We start from the raw sequence: 277 nt of genomic DNA, 5'->3' as shown, positions 1-277 counted from the left end.
GTTGAGGCCGAGCCAGATCACGGCCGGGGGCACCCAGGCGACGGAGGGCAGTGACTGCAGGCCGGACAGGATCGGGCCGATCGCGGCGCGTACGAACTTGACGCGGGCGACGAGCAGGCCGAGCGGTGTGCCGATGGCGAGGGCCATCAGGAAGCCGAGCAGGCCGCGTGAGACGGAGGTCCAGATGTAGTCGAGGAGGGTGCCCTGCAGCCAGGATGCGCGCAGTTCGCCCCACACGTCGGCCGGTGCGGGGAGCTTGGTCGGGTCGTCGACGATG

General features: G+C 70.8%; 1 protein-coding gene. It reads right to left on the bottom strand.

Annotated features, from left to right (window positions below; genetic code table 11):
- Nucleotides 1–277, bottom strand: a 277-nt coding sequence (locus IF78_RS0143040) for an ABC transporter permease (protein ID WP_031488220.1), incomplete at both ends; no start/stop codon positions are given.

The organism is Streptomyces bicolor, assembly GCF_000719285.1.
Taxonomy (GTDB): Bacteria; Actinomycetota; Actinomycetes; order Streptomycetales; family Streptomycetaceae; genus Streptomyces; species Streptomyces bicolor.
This window is presented reverse-complemented; position numbering and strand designations above follow the sequence as displayed.